The sequence below is a fragment of the Maridesulfovibrio sp. genome (assembly GCF_963676065.1).
In the GTDB taxonomy this organism is placed as follows: Bacteria; Desulfobacterota; Desulfovibrionia; order Desulfovibrionales; family Desulfovibrionaceae; genus Maridesulfovibrio.
Genome location: NZ_OY780933.1, coordinates 604,893 through 621,978, shown reverse-complemented (window position 1 = coordinate 621,978; position 17,086 = coordinate 604,893). Strand labels below are relative to the sequence as shown.

At 47.6% G+C, this 17,086-nt stretch carries 13 protein-coding genes; all 13 read left to right on the top strand.

What is annotated here, in order from left to right; genetic code table 11:
• The first annotated feature begins 551 nt into the window (after positions 1-551).
• On the top strand, positions 552-1,037 hold the full coding sequence (gene aprB / locus ACKU35_RS02695) for an adenylyl-sulfate reductase subunit beta (protein WP_319762890.1): 486 nt from the start codon (positions 552-554) through the stop codon (positions 1,035-1,037).
• Positions 1,038-1,102: 65 nt separating this feature from the next.
• Complete coding sequence (aprA, locus tag ACKU35_RS02690) at positions 1,103-3,094, top strand: adenylyl-sulfate reductase subunit alpha (RefSeq protein ID WP_319762888.1); 1,992 nt, start codon at positions 1,103-1,105, stop codon at positions 3,092-3,094.
• A 158-nt stretch (positions 3,095-3,252) separates the two neighbouring features.
• Positions 3,253-4,491, top strand: coding sequence for an FAD-dependent oxidoreductase (locus ACKU35_RS02685; protein WP_319762886.1), 1,239 nt, complete (start codon positions 3,253-3,255; stop codon positions 4,489-4,491).
• A gap of 6 nt (positions 4,492-4,497) precedes the next feature.
• The gene (locus tag ACKU35_RS02680; RefSeq protein WP_319762885.1) at positions 4,498-6,786 is read left to right on the top strand and encodes a hydrogenase iron-sulfur subunit; all 2,289 of its coding nucleotides are present in this window, start codon (positions 4,498-4,500) and stop codon (positions 6,784-6,786) included.
• Between the two features lie 14 nt (positions 6,787-6,800).
• A complete protein-coding gene (gene qmoC, locus ACKU35_RS02675; protein WP_319762883.1) occupies positions 6,801-8,021 on the top strand; it encodes a quinone-interacting membrane-bound oxidoreductase complex subunit QmoC in 1,221 nt (406 codons plus the stop codon).
• 21 nt (positions 8,022-8,042) lie between these two features.
• Entirely contained in the window at positions 8,043-8,726 is a 684-nt protein-coding gene (locus ACKU35_RS02670; protein WP_319762881.1) for a hypothetical protein, read from the top strand.
• A gap of 621 nt (positions 8,727-9,347) precedes the next feature.
• The gene (locus ACKU35_RS02665) at positions 9,348-10,103 is read left to right on the top strand and encodes an ABC transporter ATP-binding protein (RefSeq protein WP_319762879.1); all 756 of its coding nucleotides are present in this window, start codon (positions 9,348-9,350) and stop codon (positions 10,101-10,103) included.
• A 29-nt stretch (positions 10,104-10,132) separates the two neighbouring features.
• Positions 10,133-11,266: a branched-chain amino acid ABC transporter substrate-binding protein gene (locus ACKU35_RS02660; protein ID WP_319762877.1), complete on the top strand. Its 1,134-nt coding sequence runs from the start codon at positions 10,133-10,135 to the stop codon at positions 11,264-11,266.
• A 143-nt stretch (positions 11,267-11,409) separates the two neighbouring features.
• Positions 11,410-12,312: a branched-chain amino acid ABC transporter permease gene (locus ACKU35_RS02655; protein ID WP_319762875.1), complete on the top strand. Its 903-nt coding sequence runs from the start codon at positions 11,410-11,412 to the stop codon at positions 12,310-12,312.
• A 28-nt stretch (positions 12,313-12,340) separates the two neighbouring features.
• Positions 12,341-13,510, top strand: coding sequence for an ABC transporter permease subunit (locus tag ACKU35_RS02650; protein ID WP_319762873.1), 1,170 nt, complete (start codon positions 12,341-12,343; stop codon positions 13,508-13,510).
• 3 nt (positions 13,511-13,513) lie between these two features.
• Positions 13,514-14,227 (top strand): ABC transporter ATP-binding protein, encoded by a 714-nt coding sequence (locus tag ACKU35_RS02645; RefSeq protein ID WP_319762871.1) that lies wholly within the window; start codon positions 13,514-13,516, stop codon positions 14,225-14,227.
• A gap of 232 nt (positions 14,228-14,459) precedes the next feature.
• Positions 14,460-14,651, top strand: a complete 192-nt coding sequence (locus ACKU35_RS02640; RefSeq protein ID WP_319762869.1) for a ferredoxin — start codon at positions 14,460-14,462, stop codon at positions 14,649-14,651.
• Positions 14,652-14,838: 187 nt separating this feature from the next.
• Complete coding sequence (locus ACKU35_RS02635) at positions 14,839-16,932, top strand: methyl-accepting chemotaxis protein (RefSeq protein ID WP_319762867.1); 2,094 nt, start codon at positions 14,839-14,841, stop codon at positions 16,930-16,932.
• Positions 16,933-17,086 lie beyond the last annotated feature (154 nt).

The following is a 17,086-nucleotide window of genomic DNA, read 5'->3' as shown; positions in this document are numbered from 1 at the left end:
CACAAAAAGAGGTCCAAAAAAAGATCTTGAGCAGGGGCAGGCAGGGTTTAACTGTTAGCTGTTTTTTGTATGAAAGATATTCGAGATCGTTTGTCTTCATTATCTCTATTCTTAAGCCTATCAAGAATTGTGCATATTATATGATAAGTATTTTTGAAGTTAGTCTAGAGAAAATCAGGTGAATCTCTACGTTCTTGGTGTGTAAAATCAAATTGTTAGAGTTGTTGTGAAGAAAATCTCATATTCTGAAAAAAAGGCTTGCAATTAAAGGCTAGATTGAACTAAATACCAACCCATGATGGAACACATTATTGTTTTGTTGCGAAAAGACCGGTGCTGTTTTTTGCGGCATCGTGAACTGGCAACAGTGTTTCAGAACCATTTGTATTGCGGACTTGAGATTAGCTTGTTCTAAATTTCACTTTCGTCTTGACACCGTGTGTGGGGCTTGATAGTTACTAATTTCACGAGCCTTGAACATTAGGCAAGATTATAAATGGTTATAGGATGTCGGTGATTGATAACATTAAACCCTTTTAGGAGGACTAGGTATGCCGACCTTTGTCAATCCGGAAAAGTGTGATGGCTGTAAAGGTGGCGAAAAGACCGCCTGCATGTACATCTGCCCTAACGATCTGATGATCCTGGATCCCGAAGAAATGCGGGCTTACAACCAGGAACCCGAAGGATGCTGGGAGTGTTACTCCTGCGTTAAAATTTGTCCCCAGGGCGCTATCGAAGCACGTCCCTACGGTGACTTCGCACCCATGGGCGGTACTTCTATCCCCATGCGTTCCGCTGAAGACATCATGTGGACCGTTAAATTCCGTAATGGAAACGTAAAACGCTTCAAGTTCCCCATCCGCACTACCGCTGAAGGTTCTATCAAACCTTATGAAGGTAAACCCGAGCCGGGCGATCTCGACAGCGAACTCCTCTTCACCGAAACTGAACTGGCTAAGCCCAAAGAAGTTCTCGGACAGAAGTTTGACGTTGCTGATGCTGACAAGACCACAGCTTGGAAGGATCTGGATTAATCACTGCTAAGCATTGGCTTAGGTGTATTAATTCACGTAATCTAAAACCTAATTAAGGAGGAAACATGCCTCTTCTCCCTAGTAAAGAAGCTTCTAAAGGTGTTGCTCTCGCAGAACCTGAGCTTATAGAAAAAGACGTCGACCTGCTCCTCGTCGGTGGTGGTATGGGTAACTGCGGTGTTGCTTATGAAGCATGCCGTTGGATCGAAAAAGTTGGTGGCGATATGTCCATCATGCTTCTCGATAAAGCTGCTATGGAACGTTCCGGTGCTGTTGCACAGGGTCTTTCCGCTATCAACACATACCTTGGCGAAAATGACGCTGATGACTACGTACGCATGGTTCGTACTGACCTCATGGGCCTCGTTCGTGAAGACCTTATTTTTGACCTCGGCCGTCACGTTGATGATTCCGTTCACCTTTTTGAAGAGTGGGGCCTTCCCTGCTGGATCAAAAAAGACGGTAAGAACCTCGACGGTGCAGCTGCTAAAGCAGCTGGTCTCTCCCTGCGTAACGGCGACGCTTGCGTTCGTTCCGGTCGCTGGCAGATGATGATCAACGGTGAGTCCTACAAATGTATCGTTGCTGAAGCTGCTAAAATGGCTCTCGGCGAAGATAACTACATGGAACGTATCTTCATCGTTAAGATGCTTCTTGATGCCAACGAACCCAACCGTATCGCTGGTGCTGTAGGTTTCTCCACTCGTGAAAACAAAGTATATGTTTTCAAATGTAACGCAGCTGTTGTAGCTTGCGGTGGTGCTGTAAACGTTTACCGTCCTCGCTCCACTGGTGAAGGTATGGGTCGTGCATGGTATCCCGTATGGAACGCTGGTTCCACCTACACCATGTGTGCACAGGTTGGCGCTGAAATGACCATGATGGAAAACCGCTTCGTACCCGCTCGTTTTAAAGACGGTTACGGTCCGGTTGGCGCATGGTTCCTGCTCTTCAAAGCTAAAGCAACCAACTACAAAGGCGAAGACTACTGCGAAACTAACCGCGCAATGCTCAAGCCTTACGAAGATCGCGGCTACGCTAAAGGTCACGTTATCCCGACCTGTCTGCGTAACCACATGATGCTCCGTGAAATGCGTGAAGGCCGCGGCCCCATCTACATGGATACCGCTACCGCACTGCAGAACACTTTCGCAGAACTCTCCCCCGCTGAACAGAAACACCTCGAATCTGAAGCATGGGAAGATTTCCTCGACATGTGTGTTGGTCAGGCTAACCTCTGGGCTTGTCAGAACATCGAACCTGAAAACTCCGGTTCCGAAATCATGCCCACCGAGCCTTACCTCCTCGGTTCTCACTCCGGTTGCTGCGGTATCTGGACTTCCGGTCCGGACGAAGACTGGGTTCCCGAAGATTACAAAGTTAAAGCTGACAACGGTAAAGTCTACAACCGTATGACCACCGTTAACGGCCTCTGGACCTGTGCTGACGGTGTTGGCGCATCCGGTCACAAGTTCTCTTCCGGTTCTCACGCTGAAGGCCGTATCGTTGGTAAGCAGATGGTACGCTGGGTTGCTGACCACAAGGACTTCAAACCCACTCTGAAAGAAAATGCTGCTGATCTCGCTAAAGAAATCTACCAGCCTTGGTACACCTACGAAGCAGGTAAAGGAATCTCTACCGACCCCGTAGTTAACCCCAATTACATCACTCCCAAAAACTTCATGATGCGTCTTGTTAAGGCAACTGATGAATACGGTGGTGGTGTTGGTACCATGTACGTTACCTCTAAATCCCTGCTGCACACCGGTTTCCATCTTCTCGAAATGCTCGAAGAAGATTCTCACAAACTGGCTGCTCGTGACCTCCACGAACTCATGCGCTGTTGGGAACAGTTCCACAGACTGTGGACTGTACGCCTGCACATGCAGCACATTGAATTCCGTGAAGAGTCCCGTTACCCCGGTTTCTACTACCGTGGTGACTTCATGGGTCTCGATGACTCCAAGTGGAAATGCTTCGTCAACTCCAAGTATGACGTTGAAAAAGGCGAAACTACCGTCTTCAAAAAAGCATACCACCAGATCATCCCCACCTAAGCCGGGAATGACTATATGCGGCTGCGGGCTTAAAGCCCGCAGCCGTTCTTTTACGGCTTGCACTGAAATGGTCTGAATCCGTATTGCGACCTAAGGTCGGTGTCCGGGTTTGGGCCATTTTATGGCTAAGGGCCTCAAAGAGTTCAGGAGGATAGAGAATGTCAAATAGCATACTTGTTGTAGGCGGCGGGTTCAGCGGTATTACTGCTGCTCTCGAAGCCGCTGAAGTAGGCCATGAAGTCTTCATCGTAGAGAAGGCGCCGTATCTGGGTGGCCGGGTGATGCAGCTGAATAAATATTTTCCGAAGCTGTGTCCTCCTTCCTGCGGATTGGAGATTCAGTTTCAGAGAATCAAAAACAATAAGAACGTAAAGTTCTTTACCTTGGCTGAAGTGGAATCCATCAGCGGTTCCAAAGGCAATTATGACGTCAAGGTCCGTATCAAGCCCAGATATGTAGGTCCCGGAAGTGTTGATCTTACCGAAGTCATTGAGAAACTGTCTAACGACATCAGTGATGAATTCGAGTTCAAGCTCTGCGACCGCAAGGCTCTTTATACTGACGTACCTTTTGCTTTCCCCGCAAGGTATGTTTTAGAAAAAGAAAATTGCACTGATGATGACCTCAAACTCCTCGAAGGTGTCGATGTTATCGACCTTAAAGATGAGGAAAAGGTCATTACTCTCAACGTAGGTTCCATCGTCTACGCTACCGGCTGGAAGCCTTACGATGTTACCAAACTTTCCAACCTCGGTGCAGGTACCGTAAAGAACTGTATTTCCAACATGGCGATGGAAAGACTTGCAGCTCCCAGCGGACCTACCGATGGTAAGATTGTGCGCCCCTCTGACGGTGCACAGCCCAAAAACATCGCATTCGTACAGTGTGCGGGTTCCCGCGATGAAAATCACCTCAACTTCTGTTCCTACATCTGCTGCATGGCTTCCCTGAAGCAGGCTGCATATGTTCGTGATCAGTTCCCTGATGCAAAGGTCACCATTTACTACATCGACCTGCGTACTCCGGGCCGTTACGATAAGTTTGCCAAACGCATTCTTTCCGATGACAAGATCAATGCCGTTAAAGGTAAGGTCGCTGAAGTTATCGAAGAATCCGGTTCCGGCAACGTTCTCGTCACAGTTGAGGATGCTGAAACCGGTATCAAGGCCCAGAACGAGCATGATCTCGTAGTGCTTGCCACCGGTATGCAGCCCAGTCTTGCTGGTACCCCGGTTCCTTCCGGCGTACAGATTGACGATCAGGGCTTTATTGTCGGCGGTGAAGAACAAGGCATTTTCGCTGCCGGGTGTGCAAAGCAGCCTCTGGATGTCATGAAGACAGCCCAGTCAGGTACTGCTGCCGCTCTCAAAGCGATCCAAACGGTGATAGGGAGGTAAGTCGACATGCCCGAAAAAATCGGTGTTTATTTCGACCAAGCGAGCGTATCTCCTTACCTGAACGCTGAAGAAATGGCTGAATTTGTTGGTCGCGTTTACGCGAACGACTGTTCCGTCGTAAAGGTGCACCCGCGTCTTAACAGCGAGGAAGGAAGAAAGCTCATTCAGGAAGATATCGACGCTGGCAACGTTGACGCAGTATGTATCTGCGGCACTAGCCCCCGCGTTGACTGGGATATTTTCGACTTTGACAATGTTGCAGTCGAACGAGTCAACTTGCGTGAACAGTGCATCAAGGTTTTCAGGAATCCCGACGGCACCATGCCAGATCCTAACGGCGAAGTTCCTGAGCTCCTCAAAATAATGGCAAACGAATACGTCAAGATGGGCGTAACCAAACTGCTCAAAACAAATGAGCGGGAATCCCAGGCCTTTGACGCTACTAAAGTCGTTATGGTTATGGGTGGCGGTTTCACCGGTCTTACCGCAGCTCTTTACGCTGCCAAGACCAATCACGACGTAATTTTGGTGGAAAAGGAAGCCAACCTCGGTGGTAAGGCTGCCGGAATGTATAAAACATTTCCCCTTTCCTACCCCTACACTGAAGCACATGAAACCGGAATTGACGCGCTGATCTCTGAAGTTCAGTCCAATTCCAGAATCAAAGTGCTGACCTCCTCACAGCTTGAGGCTCTCGAAGGCGCTCCCGGTAAATATACTGCTAAAGTTAAAGTCGGTGGCAATGTTGAAGAGATGGCTGTGGGTGCTTGTGTTCTGGCAACCGGTTGGGTTCCCCAGGATACTAAATATGTAGAGCCCATGGGCTACGGTTCTTCCAGAGTTGTGACTGCTGCTGAATTTGAAGCTATGGTCAAGCAAGGCAAAATGACTGCAAAGTCCGTTGCTTTCGTTCTTGATACCCGCCTCAGCGAAAAGCAGTTTGCTGCTGAAGAAGAAGCATACGCTAATCGCTCTGATGAGCAGATTGCAGCTGACGATGCAGCCGCTGCCGAAGCTGCTGAAGGTGAAGAAGAAGAGGATTTCGTCTACGAAGACATGGAATCCTACAAACATCTTCCTTACAGCTCTGAGCTTAACAGCCTTGTTGCTCTTAAACAGGCTAACTACGTACGCGAAAAGAATGAAGACGCTATTGCCTACATCATCTATGATCACATGATGGTGCCTGGTGTTAACGAGCGTTACTATCGCGCAGCACAGGATAATCCCGGTGTTATGCTGACCAAGGGTTCCGTTACTTCCATCAAGGAAGAGGGCGCCGGAATGGTCATCTCCGCCAAAAATACCCTGCTGGGCGAAAATATTGAAATCGAAGCTGAACTGGTCGTTGTTCCTACCGGTATGGTTCCCACCACCGCGCATGATCCGACCATCAACCTCGTTTACAGACAGGGTCCCGCATTCCCCGATCTCAAGCAGTTCGACGGTTATGCAGACTCCAACTACATCTGCTTCCCCTACGAAACACGCCGTACCGGTATCTATGCCGCCGGTTGTGTGCGTCAGCCCATGTCTATGGGACTGGCCCGTGAGGATGCAGCCGGTGCTGTACTGAAAGCGGTTCAGTGTATTAACTCTGCTAACCACGGCGTTTCTGTACATCCCCGTTCCGGTGATAACACCTATCCTGTTTTCAATTTCATGCGCTGCACACAGTGTAAGCGTTGTACCGAAGAATGTCCTTTCGGCGCACTTGATGATGATGAAAAAGGAACACCAATGCCGAATCCGTCTCGTTGCCGCCGTTGCGGTACCTGTATGGGTGCCTGCCCTGAGCGCGTAATCGGATTCGACAACTATAATATCGATATGATCGGCTCCATGATTAAACAGGTTGATGTACCTGATGATATGGAAGTCGGTGGTCCCCGCTTTATCGTATTGGCCTGCGAAAACGATGCCTACCCGGCACTCGATATGGCAGCAATGCGCGGTAAAGGCTGGTCCCCCTATGTTCGTGTCGTTCCTGTCCGTTGCCTCGGCTCTGTAAACACCATCTGGATTGCTGATGCAATGTCAAAAGGTGTTGATGGAGTTCTTCTGCTCGGTTGTAAATACGGCGAAGACTACCAGTGCCACTTTGTTAAGGGTTCTGAGCTTTGTAACCGCCGCATGGAAAACGTCGCTGATTCTCTGAACAGACTTGGCGTTGAACCCGAGCGTGTTGTTCAGGCTGAGCTTGCCATCGATGAATACGACAAAGTTCCCGATATGATCGATAACTTTGTTAATGAGATGATCAAGATCGGTCCTAACCCGTTCAAGGGCTACTAGGAGGTAGACGCGATATGGATAAAGATATTCGCATTAAACCGGATCTGAAGTTCATCAAAGAACTGCAGGAAGTCGGTGGCGAAAGCCTGAAGAAGTGCTATCAGTGCGCAACCTGCTCTGTAGCATGTCCCCTGTCGCCTGCTGATAATCCTTACCCGCGTAAGGAAATGGTTTGGGCTCAGTGGGGCCTCAAAGATAAACTCGTTAACGACATTGATATATGGTTGTGTCACAACTGCGGTCAGTGCTCAGACCTGTGCCCCCGTGGCGCTCGTCCAGCAGACTTGCTCGCAGCACTGCGTAACATGGCCTATCAGAAGATGGTAACCCCCTCCATTTTCGGTAAATGGATGGCTTCTCCCAAGCACTTGCCCAAGCTTATTGCTATTCCGGCAGCGATCTATATGGTCATCTGGTTTATCATGGCGGGAGTGCGCGGTTCCTTCTTCCCTCTTAAAGATGGTGAAATTGTCTACGGACATCTGTTCCCCGGCGATTTTACTATTGACCCGATCTTCATGATTGCCTTCGGCTTTATGGCTTGGACCTTCTATAAAGGAGTGAAGAACCTTATTGCATCATTTAAAGATCAACCGAAGGTATTTGCTGTAGGTGACAAATCTGAAAAGCCCAGCCTGCTTGAGTGTTTCATTGACGTTTGCAAAAACGAACTGCTGACTCACTCAAAGTGGAAAGAATGTGGCGAAACAGACGAAGCTGATGAACAGAAGTTCAACGGTCACCGCTTCATCATGCTCGCTTTCATCTGCCTGATGGTGGTAACTGGTGTGGTTGCTGTAACTCACTGGGGTGGAAAAATTATTCCTTTCCTCGGTCATATAGGACACACTCCCATGCCGCTGTGGCACCCGGTCAAGATTCTTGCTAACGTTGGCGCAGTACTGCTGGTTTATTCTCTGGTACTGCTCACCAAACGTCGTTTGAATCAGGACCAGTCCGTACACGGTTCCAGCTATTATGACTGGTACCTGCTCGGTCTGATCTGGACTATCGCCGGTACCGGCGTAATGTGCGAACTCCTGCGTCTTCTCGGCGTCGCAGTTCTCGCATATCCCATGTACTACGTGCACTTGATCGCCGTATTCATGATGTTTGTCTATCTGCCCTGGTCCAAGCTTGGACACCTTGTCTACAGGACCGCAGCTTTAACTTATGCAAGATACATCGGCCGTCTGCCCATGCCGGTCCGTGAAGAAAAGACTTTTACTCTGTAATAGAGCAAGGAGGAACTAACCATGTCTGAAGCACGCAAAACTTTCCCCATGAGCACTTTTGTGTCCTATATCAAGGGTGGCGAAAGCAACAACTCTGTACAGGAACTTCTGGGTTACATGACTCAGAAAGACATTGATGCCGAATTCGAACCTTTTGCAGCAGCACTTGCAAAAGCATGGATTTACGAACAGCATCCTGAACTGGCTAAAATGAAAACCGGTCAGGTTACCGGCCTCGGTGATAACGTTTCCGTTGGCTCACTGCCCGGCGATGTAATGATCCAGGTTGATGCTATCTTCGCAAAGCTCGCTGAATACCGTTCCACTATCACTGAACAGGCTGCTAAAGTTCAGGATCTGGAAACCAAACTTGCTGCAGCTGAAGGCAAACTCGGTGAAACCGAAAAAGCCATGGCTGAATACAAAGGCAAGTGTGAAGCTTTTGAAGCTGCTGGTAAGGACGAAGGCGATAAAGTCCTCGTTACTTCTCAGGTAAAAGTTGAAGAGTACATCGGCAAAGTTGATGAACTCCTCAAGATGATCGAAGATGTTAAAAAGAACGGTGTTGTAACCGTTGCAGCCGGTGCTGTTGCTGAAGGCGCGGCTCCTGCAGCCGGTGCATCCGCTGGCGCTCCCGAAACCGGTGGCGCACCCACTGAAGATTTCGGCTTCGGTTCTGATCCCTTCGGTGATGATAGCTGGTAGGCCGTTTAAGCCTATTCACTTCATTTATTTGAAGAATATAATGACCCTGTCCGCAATGCGGGCAGGGTCATTTTTTTTTAAAATAATCCAACAGAATAAAATTTTTTCCCATATAATTAACATAAGTGAGAAGATATTTGCGCGGGCATGAAAGTTGTTATGCTGCAATTAATTAAAATACTCGAATGATATTCATGAAAAGCTTGATTTAAGAGATTAAATGTTAGCGTAAGTGAAAGAGGCGTTCGGTAGAGGCTAAATTAGCCAAATATGGAAAATAATGCTAAATATATGGACAAATTTGTAAGCAAAAAAATGCTTTTATTACATGTTATAATATGTATGATCAAATGTGAATCGGTTGCTGTGGATACTAATATTAGAGAAAAGCTCTAGAATTCAGAATATAGTTAAATTCGAGTTCTGCTTTTCTTTAATCAAGTTATCGACTCTGTTGCTATAAATTTAGTATGTATGTTGATTATGCAATCAGTAATACAGTTTAAGTTACAGTAAAACATTGTTGTTGCGAATATTAATTCTTTAGGTTGAGCTAGTAAGGAATAAAAAACGTATTCCGGCTTGATTTCAAGAAGAATAATGTGTATAGGTATGTCCAATATGGCAGAACTTCATTTACACGACGTGAGCGTCCGCTTTGGTGGGCTGCAGGCTTTGGCAGAGGTTAACTTCTCTCTCATGCCGGGGGAAATTATGGGGCTTATCGGCCCTAATGGCGCAGGTAAGACCACAATCTTTAACGTGATAACCGGGGTCTATTCAGCTTCCGGGGGACACGTGGAGTACAATGGTGAGAATCTCACCGGGCTTAAGCCGTATCAGGTACTTCATAAAGGTATCGCCAGAACTTTTCAGAATATCCGTCTTTTCCAGAACATGACAGCTCTTGAAAACGTAATGGTTGCCCAGCATTCCCGCTCTTCGTGCGGGATCTTCGGCGCCATTTTTCGCACTCCCGCTCAGAAGAAGGAAGAGCAGCGTATCAAGGCGAAAGCCATGGAAGAGCTCCGTTTCGCGGAGTTGGAAGACTATGCTGACGAGGTTGCGTCCAGTCTTCCATACGGGCATCAAAGGCGACTCGAAATTGCGAGGGCACTGGCTTCAGAACCTAGTTCCATTCTCCTTGATGAACCCGCTGCCGGCCTTAACCCGGCTGAAAGTGCCGAGCTGATGGAAACAATCCGCAAAATTTCCGAAAGGGGTATCAACGTACTTATGGTGGAACATGACATGAAGGTTGTCATGGGTATCTGCCAGCGTCTGGTGGTCCTTGATCACGGAGTGATGATTGCAAAGGGTAACCCTGAAGAAATTCAGAAAAATCCTGCTGTAATTGAGGCATATCTGGGTAACTAACCTTATTCACTTTAGGGAGGCTCTTTTTTATGAAACGTTCTATCATTACAGCTTTACTTGTGGCAGCAATTCTCACGCTGAGCGCAGGTATGGTATTCGCGAAAACCCTCAAGGTCGGAACCATGGGGCCGCTGACCGGTCCTTACGCAGCTGACGGTAACGACATTAAAAACGGCGTGCTTACAGCTGTTGAAGTTGTTAAAGCCAACGGCGGAATTCCCGGTTTTGATAACATAGAGGTTCTTCCTCAGGATACCGCATGCGAACCCCGTCAGGCTGTGGCAACCGCAAACAAACTGATTAATGAAGAAGCGAACGCTGTTGTTGGTTCTTACTGCTCCAGTGCGACTCTGCCCGCTTCCGAAGTTCTTGATGAAGAATCAATCATCATGATTACCCCGGCCTCCACTAATGAAAAAGTTACTTCCCGCGGTCTTCCTTACATGTTCCGCATGTGCGGACGTGATGATGACCAGGGTGCCATTGCCCTTAAGTTCATGCAGGAGCAGCTCGGTGCTAAGTCCGTATACATCGTCGACGATAAGACCGCATACTCACAGGGGCTTGCTGACGGTGTTGAAAAAATGTGTGAAGCTGCCGGAATTAAGGTTCTCGGTCATGAACACGTTAACCAGGGCGATAAAGATTTTTCCGCTATCCTGACCAAAGTAAAAAGCGTCAATCCTGATGTTTATTACATGTCCATGCAGAACTCCGCTACCGGAGCGCTTATGCTCATTCAGGCAAAGCGCATGGGTATTAAGGCTGCACGTCTTGCTCAGGACGCGGTTTACCATCCGCAGCTGATCGAAATTGCGAAAGATGCTGCTAATGATGTTTACCTCACTTTTGGTTTCATCGATGACAATGCTCCCGCATATAAAGAATTCTACGCTCAGTACCAGCCTAAGTATGGTGAGCCCGGTGCATACTCCGGTTATGCATATGACTCCGCCATGGCATACTTCAAGGCTCTCAAGGCCGCCGGTTCCGCCGATTCTGAAAAAGTAAAGGCTGAACTCATGAAGCTCGACTATGACGGTGCAACCAAGCACATCAAATTCAAGCCTAACGGAGACTCCGGTTCCAACTACATCATCCGTAAAGTTGATAACGGCAAGTTCATCAACTACTGGAACCCTGTTACCGGTAAGCTCTACTAAAGATTGTCCGGAAAATTCATGTAAATGAATTTGATCTCCTTAAAATAAATAAGGATTTATTTTAAGGGGGCACACTAGAAGCCAAAAATGTCGGCCCCTGTCCATAATGGACGGGGGCCATTACGAACAGCCCCCGGAATTCCATGGAATATTTTTTTCAACAACTCATCAACGGTATTACTCTCGGCAGTGTTTATGCACTGATCGCGCTGGGGTATACCATGGTGTACGGCATCATTCAGCTTATTAACTTCGCACACGGGGAGTTTTTTGCTGCCGGCGGTTATGTCGGTGTTATCTTTATGAGCTACCTTCTGGCACAGGGTGCTCCCGCATGGGTCTGCCTGTCCGGCTCACTAATTTTGGCGATGGCTTATTGCGCTATGCTTGCCATGGCAGTGGAGAAGGTCGCCTATAAACCTCTGCGTAGCTCTTCAAGACTTTCAGTGCTGCTTTCAGCATTGGGTATGTCTATCTTTTTGCAGAACGGACTTATGCTTACTCAGGGCGTTTATGACCGCGCATACCCGACAGAGCTTACTCAGGGCGGATTTGAGTTCGGAACAGTCATGCTTTCATATATGCAGCTGTTTATAGTCAGTCTGACAGCTTTTCTGCTCGTTGCCCTTAATTTTCTGGTCTTCAAGACCCGCATAGGTAAGGCCATGCGTTCCACTGCGCAGGACAAGATCATGTCTGCTTTGGTTGGAATCAACTCCAACCGCATCATCAGCCTGACTTTTGCAATCGGTGCCGGGCTGGCCGCAGCGGCCGGGATAATGGTTGGCCTTTATTATGGGTCAGTTCGTTACGATATGGGGTTTGTTCCGGGTATCAAGGCCTTTGCAGCCGCAGTACTTGGAGGCATAGGTAACATCACCGGCGCGATGATCGGAGGCTTTATCATCGGCATGGTCGAGATTTTTGCCGCAGGTTATATCTCCGGTGAATACAAAGATGTTTTTGCATTTTTGATCCTTATCGGTGTGCTCTATTTCAGACCCTCAGGAATCATGGGAGAGAACGTTGACGATACCAGAGTTTAAAAAGCACTGGACTTCTTTAGGCGTTGGGATGATCTGGTTGTTCGTCCTGCTCTGGCCCTTGCTTGGGGTTAAGCCTGAAGGATTGGAAGTGGCGACCACTTTTGCGGTCTGGTGGAAAATAGCCCTTGGCTGTTCATCCATCCTCGTAGTCTACCAGCTCAACAGCATCGGTTTTTTCAATTTTATAACCAAGCCTGCCGGTGCAGCAGTGGGCGGGGTAAAAAAAGCAACCTCGGCTATGCCTTTCGCTGTATGGGCTTTCATGCTGCTTGCCTTTGCTGTGGCATACCCGCATCTTTTCGGGCGTTATGCTCAGGATGTAGCCATTAACTGCATGATTTACATCTGCCTTGGGCTGGGACTCAATATAGTTGTTGGTTTGGCAGGTATGCTCGACCTCGGTTATATCGCTTTCTACGGACTGGGAGCTTACACTTACGCATTGCTTTCAGTTTCCTATAAGCTGTCGTTTTGGCTTTGTCTGCCACTTAGCGCGGCAGTGGCTGGAATCGGCGCTTGTATCATCGGTTATTGCTCCATGCGGATGCGCGGGGACTATCTTGCCATTGTGACTCTCGGTTTCGCGGAAATTGTGCGTATGGTTTTCAATAACTGGATGAGTCTGACAAATGGTCCTAACGGTATAACAGGGATCAAGGCTCCGGGGATTTACTGGCCGGATTTCGGTAACGGGATGACTTTTGAACATCTCTGGCTTAAAAAACTTTCCCTGATCTACTACGTGATTCTGGCGCTGGTAGTATTCACTATTATTGCGATCTATCGGTTAAACCATTCACGTATCGGGCGCGCGTGGGAGGCAATCCGCGAGGATGAGACCGCCGCAGAGGTCATGGGTATTCCCACATTTTATATGAAGCTGCTGGCTTATTGCTCCGGTGCCTGTTTCGGCGGTATGGCCGGGGCTTTCTATGCAGCACGCATGCGCTTTGTCAGTCCTGAATCATTCACTTTCCTTGAGTCGGCGATGGTTTTGTCCATGGTTGTGCTCGGCGGTATGGGGTCCATTCCCGGGGTTATCCTCGGCGCTCTGGCTCTGATTGCCCTGCCGGAAATATTCAGGGATTTTGAACTTTATCGCATGCTTGTTTTCGGTGGTGTTATGACTCTGATGATGCTTTTCAGGCCCCAGGGACTACTGCCTCCCAAACGCAAAATGAAGGCTGGAAAGGATTAAGTCATGTCTGAACCTATCTTAGAACTCCGTGATATCCACGCGGGATATGGCAGCATCAAGGCCCTTAAAGGGATAAGTATTAAGGCGATGGAAGGGGAGATTGTCTCCATCATCGGTGCAAACGGAGCTGGAAAATCCACGACCCTTATGACCATCTGCAATATAGTCAAATCTACTGCGGGAGAGGTCTTCTATCAGGGAAAATGTATCAATAAGATTGCTTCTGACCGTTTGCCGGCGATGGGCCTGTGCCAGGTCCCGGAAGGGAGGCGCATTTTTCCTCGGCTCAGTATTGAGGAAAACCTCGATATGGGAGCTTTTTTTCGCAATGATACAGAAATAGCCGACGATATGGAGAGAGTCTTTGCCATGTTTCCGATTCTGCGTGAAAGGCGCAGGCAAGCAGGAGGAACTCTTTCCGGGGGAGAGCAGCAGATGCTGGCCATCGGCCGTGCACTGATGAGTCGTCCTAAGGTCCTTTTATTGGATGAACCTTCCCTCGGGTTGGCACCGCTTATCGTTAAGCAGATCTTTGATATTATCCGTGAAATCAATAAATTGGGAACGACCATCATATTGGTTGAACAGAATGCCAGAGTGGCGTTGAGCATGGCTCACCGAGGTTACGTATTAGAAACCGGTAGTGTAGTCATGGAAGATGAAGCGTCCAAACTTCTCAATAATCCGGATATCCAGAAGGCTTATCTCGGGGAATAGAAACACATGTAGTTTAAACCGAAAAAGCCCCGTGATTTTATCATGGGGCTTTCTCGGTTTAATGTAATTTTTCTCCGGTCACAGCGTGCCTCAAGCCCGTTGTTCATGTGAAAGTAATAAATGCTAGAGCATATATATTTTTGGAATTAAAACTTGCATGAAAGATGTTGTTTGTGGTTAAGTCGTACTCAGAATAAATACAGTCATTTCCCGAAAGATATGGAGGCAAATTATGGCTGGAAAAGTAGTAATTGATCAGGATGAGTGCATTGGGTGTGAAACATGCGTGGAACTTTGTCCGGAGGTTTTTGCCCTTGATTCAGAAGGGGAAAAGGCGGAAGTAATCAAAGAAGATGCGGTTGACCTCGATTGTGTTGAAGAGGCGATTGATTCCTGCCCGGTGGAGTGCATACGGATTGAGTAGCTGTTTTGGTTGAATTTTATATTATGTGAAGGCGCTTTTGAGCGCCTTTTTTTGTGCCTTTTTTCCTGCCGCAAAAATTAACAGAAAACACACATTAATGGTAACGAACTTATAGACAGAAAAAATAAATAAGGTATAGTTAAGGCTGGAGATCCTATGTGTTATATCTATTGCAGGGAGAAGTACCGTGAGAATCAGGACAAGGATGATCTTAGCTATTGTGTTGCCCATGATAATTTCTGTGGCAGTTGTAATGTTTACTGTTTCTATGCAGTTTGACAGTACTGCCGAGGATTCATACCGGAAAACTGCAAGTCAGGAACTTAAGTTAATTAATAACTATATTGCAGAAATATTGAAGAAAGCTGAGAACGTCAGCAGGTTCGTGGCTGAACTGGATGAAACAAAGAATGCTATAGGTAAGTGGACTAAGTATTTTGAATTGGAAGGTCCATCAAAACCTGCCCAGTTTGCAACAGATCCTTCAGAAATCAAGGTCAACCGGCTGGCAAATAATCTGATGGATGCCAATCCTGCTTTTGCCTATGTTTATCTGGGCTTTGAAGATGGTGGATACACACAGGACGGCTCCGACACATTAAAAAATGATTATGATCCGCGTAAAAGGCCTTGGTATAAGGAAGGTAAGACTTCTTCTAAGGAGTCGTCATTGCTTTCTGCGTATATGACAACCGAGGGCTTTCCCAATATCGGGTATGTGACCAAGATAAGAAACAATAGCGGAAATTTTATTGGTGTTTCCGCGGTGGATATTTCACTTGGAGACCTTACAAAAATTATTAACAATCTTAATATCGGTGAAACAGGTTTTGTCGTTCTCGTTCAAGGTGACGGAACAATTTTGGCGGACCCCAAGACTCCGGAAAATAATTTTAAGAAAGTTAATGAAATAGATAACACAGCACTGAAAGAGGCTTATAATTCCAAGGAGGCCTGGTTAGGTTCTCTTGATTTTAAGGGAAATAAATTTTCCGCAGAGGTTTACAGATCCAAGGAAACCGGCTGGACGCTTATAGCCTTTCTTCCTCATGATGAAATTTATATGGCATCCAGGGAAGCAAATAAAACTATGCTGATGATTGCAGCTGTGGCGGCTCTTCTCTTCGGAGCTTTAGGAGCAGCGATGGTTAACCGCAGCCTTGTGCGCCCAATTCATGCCATGGGCGGTTTTGCCAAGGAGATTGCCGCAGGAAATTACAATGCAGAGCCTGAAGAAGCGTCTTACCGCGCCGAACTGCGAGAGCTGTTGGATAACCTGCAATCAATGACGCGGGAGCTTGTTAAGACAATTTCCCTTGCTGATGAAAAGACCCGTGAAGCTGAGGAAAAAACTGTTCAGGCCGAGGAAGCTCTGGGCGAGGCTGAAGAAGCCACTCGCAGAGCTGAAAGCGCTAAGCGCGAAGGCATGATGCAGGCCGCCGGTCAACTTGAGGAAATAGTGGAGCGTATCTCTTCGTCTTCCACCGAGCTTTCCGCAAATGTCGAAGAATCGAGAAACGGTTCTGAAATGCAGCGGGAACGGGCAGCCGAGAATGCCACCGCTATGGAAGAGATGAATGCCACCGTTCTTGAGGTTGCATCCAATGCCTCGAAAAGCTCAGAAGAAGCTGATCGGGCTAAGAGCGAAGCTGTTCACGGTTCAGAAATTGTAAAGAAAGTGGTAACCTCTGTAGGTAACCTTAAAGTTGAATCAGAAAAGCTGAGCACTGAAATGGGGCAGTTGGGCGAAAAAGCAGAATCAATCAGCAGCGTCATGAGCGTTATCACAGATATTGCTGATCAGACGAACCTGTTGGCGCTGAATGCGGCCATTGAAGCAGCCCGGGCCGGGGAAGCTGGACGCGGTTTCGCTGTTGTAGCTGATGAAGTGCGCAAGCTCGCAGAAAAGACAGTTAGCGCGACATCTGAAGTAGGCGAGGCTATCGGTTCCATTCAGCAGTCTTCAAGAAATTCGATCAATACCATGTCCGAAACGGCCGAGATGGTCGATTCTACGACGACATTGGTAAATGAAGCCGGGGAAGCATTGACTTCAATCCTTGACATCATTGATCTGGTTGCGGAGCAGGTCCGCTCGATTGCGACGGCTGCGGAAGAGCAGAGCGCAGCTTCAGAGGAAATTAATATGTCAACTTCAGAAATCAACCGCATTGCTGACGAAAACTTCAACGCGATGGAACAGTCCGCAGAAGCCATGGCCAATCTGTCGGAACTTGCCAATATGCTGAATAATCTGATTGAAGACTTGAAAAATTCATAGAATCATAATTTATAAGACATCAGGCCGGGTGAATTCATTTTCGCCCGGCCTTTTTGACGTCTAATTGACTATTGACATTTTACACCCGTCTGGAAGGGGATTCAGTTCGTGTATTATTCTTGAATTATAGATGAAGCGGCGACAGGTGTTACTT

What these genes read in the sequence shown, in the direction of transcription:
- ACKU35_RS02665 (WP_319762879.1), top strand. Translation starts at nt 9,348, where the DNA reads ATGGCAGAACTTCATTTACACGACGTGAGCGTCCGCTTTGGTGGGCTG.
- ACKU35_RS02640 (WP_319762869.1), top strand. Translation starts at nt 14,460, where the DNA reads ATGGCTGGAAAAGTAGTAATTGATCAGGATGAGTGCATTGGGTGTGAA.
- aprB (WP_319762890.1), top strand. Translation starts at nt 552, where the DNA reads ATGCCGACCTTTGTCAATCCGGAAAAGTGTGATGGCTGTAAAGGTGGC.
- ACKU35_RS02685 (WP_319762886.1), top strand. Translation starts at nt 3,253, where the DNA reads ATGTCAAATAGCATACTTGTTGTAGGCGGCGGGTTCAGCGGTATTACT.
- ACKU35_RS02650 (WP_319762873.1), top strand. Translation starts at nt 12,341, where the DNA reads ATGATCTGGTTGTTCGTCCTGCTCTGGCCCTTGCTTGGGGTTAAGCCT.
- ACKU35_RS02680 (WP_319762885.1), top strand. Translation starts at nt 4,498, where the DNA reads ATGCCCGAAAAAATCGGTGTTTATTTCGACCAAGCGAGCGTATCTCCT.
- ACKU35_RS02645 (WP_319762871.1), top strand. Translation starts at nt 13,514, where the DNA reads ATGTCTGAACCTATCTTAGAACTCCGTGATATCCACGCGGGATATGGC.
- ACKU35_RS02660 (WP_319762877.1), top strand. Translation starts at nt 10,133, where the DNA reads ATGAAACGTTCTATCATTACAGCTTTACTTGTGGCAGCAATTCTCACG.
- aprA (WP_319762888.1), top strand. Translation starts at nt 1,103, where the DNA reads ATGCCTCTTCTCCCTAGTAAAGAAGCTTCTAAAGGTGTTGCTCTCGCA.
- ACKU35_RS02655 (WP_319762875.1), top strand. Translation starts at nt 11,410, where the DNA reads ATGGAATATTTTTTTCAACAACTCATCAACGGTATTACTCTCGGCAGT.
- ACKU35_RS02670 (WP_319762881.1), top strand. Translation starts at nt 8,043, where the DNA reads ATGTCTGAAGCACGCAAAACTTTCCCCATGAGCACTTTTGTGTCCTAT.
- qmoC (WP_319762883.1), top strand. Translation starts at nt 6,801, where the DNA reads ATGGATAAAGATATTCGCATTAAACCGGATCTGAAGTTCATCAAAGAA.